This is a genomic window from Vibrio sp. 10N.222.49.C9 (genome assembly GCF_041474985.1).
Lineage (GTDB): Bacteria > Pseudomonadota > Gammaproteobacteria > Enterobacterales > Vibrionaceae > Vibrio > Vibrio crassostreae_C.
This window is the reverse complement of the sequence record NZ_JBFRVD010000020.1, coordinates 159752-166218: the sequence shown is the minus strand read 5'-3', so window position 1 is coordinate 166218 and position 6467 is coordinate 159752. Positions and strand designations below refer to the sequence as shown.

At 43.5% G+C, this 6467-nt stretch carries 6 protein-coding genes; all 6 read right to left on the bottom strand.

Features of this window, described 5'->3' with window-relative positions:
- Nucleotides 1-181 precede the first annotated feature (181 nt).
- Complete coding sequence (gene sstT, locus AB4585_RS09045) at nt 182-1396, bottom strand: serine/threonine transporter SstT (RefSeq protein ID WP_017068938.1); 1215 nt, start codon at nt 1394-1396, stop codon at nt 182-184.
- Nucleotides 1397-1787: 391 nt separating this feature from the next.
- Nucleotides 1788-2852, bottom strand: a complete 1065-nt coding sequence (rsgA, locus tag AB4585_RS09040) for a ribosome small subunit-dependent GTPase A (RefSeq protein WP_052879180.1) — start codon at nt 2850-2852, stop codon at nt 1788-1790.
- A 469-nt stretch (nt 2853-3321) separates the two neighbouring features.
- Entirely contained in the window at nt 3322-3780 is a 459-nt protein-coding gene (locus AB4585_RS09035; protein ID WP_017068936.1) for a copper chaperone PCu(A)C, read from the bottom strand.
- Between the two features lie 83 nt (nt 3781-3863).
- The gene (locus AB4585_RS09030) at nt 3864-4460 is read right to left on the bottom strand and encodes an SCO family protein (protein WP_004732104.1); all 597 of its coding nucleotides are present in this window, start codon (nt 4458-4460) and stop codon (nt 3864-3866) included.
- Nucleotides 4457-4897: a hypothetical protein gene (locus AB4585_RS09025; RefSeq protein WP_017061864.1), complete on the bottom strand. Its 441-nt coding sequence runs from the start codon at nt 4895-4897 to the stop codon at nt 4457-4459. Before AB4585_RS09025 ends, AB4585_RS09030 begins: the two co-directional genes overlap by 4 nt.
- 203 nt (nt 4898-5100) lie before the next feature.
- Nucleotides 5101-6021 (bottom strand): DUF368 domain-containing protein, encoded by a 921-nt coding sequence (locus tag AB4585_RS09020; protein WP_017066617.1) that lies wholly within the window; start codon nt 6019-6021, stop codon nt 5101-5103.
- Nucleotides 6022-6467: the final 446 nt, after the last annotated feature.

Here is a 6467-nt window from a genome sequence, read left to right as displayed (position 1 = left end):
TATAAATCTATAAATCTATATAGCTTCTAACCGTAATCTAGAAAACCAAGACAACAAAAAAGGGAAGCGAATGCTTCCCTTTTTATTTGTGTGCTATTTGCTTTTAGAGCTTAGAGCTTAGAGCTTAGAGCTTAGAGCTTAGAGCTTAGAGCTTAGAGCTAAAGCCTAATACCAAGAGCTGTTAAGCTTTGTTTTGCTCAGCTTTACATACAGCCGCAGTGAACACTACGTCAGTTGAGCTGTTAAGCGCTGTTTCAGCAGAATCTTGAATCACACCAATGATGAAACCAACCGCTACAACCTGCATCGCTACATCGTTTGAGATACCGAATAGGCCACAAGCTAGAGGAATCAGTAGCAGTGAACCACCGGCAACGCCTGATGCGCCACATGCAGAAATTGCAGCAACAAGGCTTAGTAGAATCGCAGTGAAGATATCAATCTCAATACCCATTGTGTGTACAGCTGCAAGCGTTAACACAGTAATGGTGATTGCAGCACCTGCCATGTTGATGGTTGCGCCTAGAGGGATTGATACAGAGTAAGTGTCTTCATCTAGCTCTAGCTTCTTACAAAGGTTCATGTTCACTGGGATGTTTGCAGCGCTTGAACGAGTGAAGAATGCCGTTACACCAGACTCACGAATACATTGCAGTACAAGTGGGTATGGGTTCTGTTTTGTCTTTACAAAGACAAGCAGTGGGTTAACGACAAGAGCAATGATAAGCATTGAGCTTAGTAGAACCGCTAGCAGTTGACCGTAGCTTGCTAGTGCATCGAAGCCCGTTGTTGCGAATGTAGCCGAAACAAGACCGAAGATACCGAATGGCGCAAGACGAATAATGAAGCGAACAATGTGTGAAACACTGTGGCTAAGGTCTTCGAAAACCGCTTTGGTTGTTGCAGATGCGTGGTGCAGTGCAAGACCAAGACCGATTGCCCAAGCAAGAATACCGATGTAGTTCGCGTTCATTAGTGCGCTAACTGGGTTATCTACAAGCTTGAATAGAAGCGTATGAAGAACTTCTGCAATACCTTGAGGAGGGTTAGCACCTTCAGCGCCAGCAACCAGTGTCAAAGTGGTTGGGAACATGAAGCTCAGTACTACAGCAGTCAGTGCTGCAGAGAACGTACCAATCAGGTAAAGCACAATGATTGGACGCATATGAGTATGCTGACCTTTCTTTTGGTTTGCGATAGAAGCTGCAACAAGAATGAATACTAAAATTGGGGCAACAGCTTTCAGAGCACCAACAAACAGACTACCTAATAGGCCTGCATCTTGAGCTGCTGAAGGAGAAACCATGGCGAGAACGACACCGAAAACAATACCAGCAAGGATCTGTAGAACGAGATTTCCACGAGCGATGCGGGCGAGCATGTTGTGATTTTGCATAAAATACCTGCAATTGTTAATTTATTATAGTGATGTATTTTTTTATAAAGTTGTACCAAATCCAACTATACACTAGTGGAATGGGCGGTCATATTAGCGGGATCTAAGAGGGTGTCTAGGAATAGTTTACTTTTAGGGTGATTGTTTGCGCTACGTGGTGTTTTTAGAGCTAAATGTTAATCAAATGTGTTTTGATTGAGCTATAAATCTACAAAATGACATTTAATAGACTCAATATACTGTAAATTTGGAAATGTAAACGACTATTGGTAAGAACATTGTGTGCATAAATAGTCACACTAAGACCAAATTGAAACAAAAAGCCCCACGTGTTTAACACTAAGGGGCTAAGCTTGTCTCAAATACAACTTATAGTCGTTAACTTAAAGGTTTAGTCAGAAGCTTTTTTAAGATTTCGACTTTCTGATTGAACGGTTTTGTACATCTTCGAAAGCTGCTTACTGTTAGCACGTTGCTCTGCCAATGAGGCACCATTTCTGGCTTGCTCTCGCAATAGCTTTTGATAGTTATTAAATCGTCTTTCAGACAACTCTCCACTCTCAATGGCTTTGCGTATTTTGCATCCAGGCTCTGATTCATGATGGCAATCAGAGAAACGACAGTGCATAGCTAACTCTTCGACATCAGAAAAGGTTTCGCTTACCCCTTCGGCGCAGTCTGCAAGTTGCAACTCTCGCATTCCTGGCGTATCAAGCAGTAAGCCGCCCGATGTCAGTAAATGCAGTGAGCGTGACGTCGTTGTGTGTCGACCTTTGCTGTCGTCTTCACGAATGCCACCCGTGGCCTGCTGAGTCTCCCCAAGCAGCGAGTTGACCAGCGTAGATTTCCCAACACCAGACGACCCCATCAAAGCCACCGTTTTGCCCGTTTTACACCAAGGCGACAATACTTGAGTAGAGTCTTGGTCTAGGCTATTAACGGCTTCGATCATCAGCATTGGGTCTAGGCTTTGTACTTGCTGTACTTTGTCTTGGTAGTCGTCACACAAGTCTTTCTTGGTGAGTACGATAACGGCTTCAACTTGCGCTTCATTAGCGAGAGCGAGATAACGCTCGATGCGGCTTAGGTTAAAGTCGTTATTTAACGAAACCACGATAAAAACCGTGTCGATATTGGCTGAAATATATTGTTCAGCTACGCGACTGCCAGCAGCTTTACGGCGGAAGAGCGATTGACGGTCTAGTAAGCGGTCGAATTGCAGATCAGAGTTCAAAATCACCCAGTCGCCAACGGTCATTGCTGGTTGGTTTTGGTGGATGGGTAGAACAATTTCACCTTGCTCTGACGCTAATGTATAGCCACTACGGTGATGTGCGACGATACGAGCAATGACGGAGTGGTCATAGTCTTCGAGTGTCAGTTGTTGTTGGAATACAGGTTGCCATCCAAGTTGTTGAAGTGACATTGGATGAGAAAATGCGTTTTGTGAATTCATGTCTATTTACCCAGACGTGCGAGCTTTCTTTTCTTATGAGAGCATTAACGTCTTGTAAGATCTCAGGTTGTCGATGAGATCGAAAAGCGTTGGTCAGTTCAAAAAGCGTCGAGACGTCAAAAATGTTTGAGCTTGGGTCGAATTCAAAATCGATAGGACCCCGGATTTGAGTCATGCTTTACAGGCATGCAGATATTGATCACTTACGATCAACAGTAAACCGGGTAAAAGTGTGCGGTAGCCAGCTGATGGCTTAATGTTGGTAGTTCGAGATTAAAGTTTGATTAACCAAACAAATTAACGCGTTACTTTTACTGCCAGTTTTAGTGTTTTCATTACAATCATCTTCTATTCTCCTTGGTTTATTAATGTGTTCAGGCTTTGAATAAAAAGCGCGCTCAGTTTAACAAAAAGCCACGATGGCGAGAAGTCATCGTGGCTTAAATTATTTTATCAATTGTGAATACGATTAATGATGGTCGTGGTTCATCTTTTTCATGCCGCTCATCACTTTCTTCACTGGTGCGTCGAAGGTTTGCGTTTCACCGTTAGCGAAAGTCAGAGTCATCTCGATTTGCTCACCTTCTTTTAGGCTACTTTTTAGGTCGAACAACATGATGTGTAGGCTACCAGGTTTAAGTACCGCTTCACCGTTTGCAGGGATGGTGATCTCTTGAACTTGGCGCATTTTCATAACATCGCCATCCATGATTACATCATGAAGTTCTACTTTACCTGCTGCAGGTGTTGTTGCAGAAACAATAGCGCGATCTTTATCGCTGTGGTTCATCAGAGTCGTGAACACCGCGCTGTTCACTGCTGAAGGCGGGGTTGCACGAGCGTACGCGTCATGAACCATAATATCGCTACTAGCCTGAGCAAAAGGGGTGAGCAATAAGCCTGCTAGAGCAAGTGCTTTTAACTTCATGTTGTTGTCCTTAATTTTTATGTTTTTGGTCTGGGACCTGACTTTTTTTGAACTTTATTGAGTAAGTTCTTTGTTTTTACGTTTTACTGCGTCAGCTTGTTGATAGCCTCAACAATTGGCGCTGGCGTCAACGTGTGCGGTACTTTGGTAATCAAGGTACCGTCGGGCTTTAAAAAATAAAAATATGAGCTGTGGTCTAGGGTGTATTCCAACTCTGAACCTTCCAGCTTGGTCTTTCTGAAAATAACACCGTAGTTGTGTGCAAGCGTGGTTGTCACATCCAAAGGACCACTTAATCCTTCCATCATTGGGTGGAAGTATTGTGCGTATTCGTATGAGGCTTCTGCTGCATCACGCTCAGGGTCGAGAGAGACAAACATCGGGCGAATCTTGGCTTTTGCTTCATCAGAGACTTGGTTAAGTGCTCCGGCCAACATAGCCAAAGAAGTGGGGCACACATCTGGGCAGCGTGTGAAACCGAAGTAAACGATACGAATTCTGTCATCGGTTTGGTCAAAGATTTCCGTTGGTTGGTTGTCTTTGCCGAAAAGAGTCGTTGCGGAGAACTCTTGTTTTGCAGCGTGTTGTTCTTGAACTTCGTTTTGCCCATCAAGATAGCTTTTGACACCAAAGCCAAGTACAAAAGCGACAACCAATGCTAACGACCAATTTCTACTCATCTTGCCATCCTTATTGCAGGGTTTACAGTATCGACACCATCAGTGAGTTCACCGATCCATGTCATTTTATCTAAAGTACATACAGGTAAAATCACATCACCTTCATAGGTATTGTTGCCAATGCTCTTTAATTGAAAACGCGCTGATCCCATTTCCATTTCTAAACCTGTGAGCGATAACACCAGTGTCTCAGATGCAGCACCTTCCCAAACTACCTTTATCTTTGTGGGTAGAAGAGGTTGCGCGGTTTCTCGGTCAAGCGACATTGAAATGGATTCCTGCTCACACGATGTGGTTGAAAGCATGCAGTAATCATCCAAGCTGACGTCGGCAGTTGAGTGCTCCATCGCTGATTTAAATTGCTGAATTGCTTGCGGCCCATAAAAGCCTGCCACGAGAGCGATCCCAACAGCAGCAACCTTTAATGCAGAGTGCATGTCGTGTTCTCATTTAATTTTATAAGAGCGGCGATGTTATCACACCCCTCAATACGTGCTTGTATCAAAAAGCAATTTTGTGCGTATGGTAGAACTAAAAAAGCGAAGCCATTGGCTTCGCTTTTGTCTGTTTAATAGATATGTGAGCTTAGTATTTCTAAGCATTATCCGTTCTAAACGCTTTCCAGAAGCTGGCTGAATGATTAGTCAGCATTACGCTCTGCAAACTTCTCTAGTCCTAGAACCAATGCAATCGCAACAAACATCATCACAATAGCCATTACCAGCTGAGAAGGCTGAGAAGTTACGGCTTCAAAATCAAACGGTGACAGGTTTTCTTGAATCAGAGGAACTTGTTCACCTTTTGAGTTTGTGCGCCAGCTGATGGTCTCTTTCCAAGGCCAGATCTTAGGCAGCGTACCGATCATCAAACCGGTTAAGAATACCAATGTGAAGTCGCGGAATGAACGCAATAGCCAAGACAGTACATGTGAGAAAGTCAGCAGTCCGATCACACAGCCCGCAAGGAATAGCGCAAGTACATCGACTTGAAATGATTTAACGGCGCCAAGCACGGGGCCATACATGCCAATCAGGAGCAGAATAAAGCTGCCTGAAATACCGGGTAAAATCATCGCGCAGATAGCAATCGCACCCGCAATCAATACGTTGATGCTGGTTGGTTCCATTTGCAGCGGTTTAAGCACGGTAATGCTATAAGCGAAAGCAACGCCAAGCAGCAAAAACACGAAGCGAATCATATCGCGTTTCTCTACTTGCTTAAGAATATGGAAAACCGAGACCAAGATCAGGCCGAAGAAGAAAGACCACAGTGGAACAGGGTGGGTGACTAATAACCAAGAAATCAATTTTGCGAATGTCGCAATGCTCGTGAATACGCCCGCGAACAGTGAAATTAGGAAGAAACCATTGATGTGATTAAACGCGGCTTTGAAGCCTTCGCGTTTCCATAAGCCAAGTACGCTAGGGTTAATTCTGCGAATGCTTTCTAGCAGCGTATCGTAGATACCAGTGATGAATGCGATGGTTCCGCCCGACACGCCAGGAACAACGTCTGCTGCGCCCATAGCCATGCCTTTGAAAAAAGTACTTAAGTAGTTCATTGCTTCATAGAGTTGAGGATGATTTTGTGCAGTATACAAACTTTAGTGTAAAAAAAGTATGGATATGCTTTTGGGGAAAGGCTTTTATTACTCTATTAATTGTAACGTAATAAGTTGAAGTGAATATTTGCCTAACATTTAATATAACAACCACTTAGTGATTTGTCATTAAGAGCAGCGATGAAACTGATCTCTTATCGATATTGCATCTTGGTTGCATTATGCAAATGCACTTTGCAATTCGCATGACAAATTCATGGTTTTTATGCGATGCAGGGCTTATAAAACGTCGAATAAAAGTTGGCACGCTAACTGCATTATATACATTGACCCTTCTTAAGCCGAGGGTCACCTAGCCAACTGACGTTGTTAGTGAACTTATGATTTGTTCACAAATATATAGAGCCAATCGCGATTATTGCGGTTGGCTATTTTTTTGCTTGTCA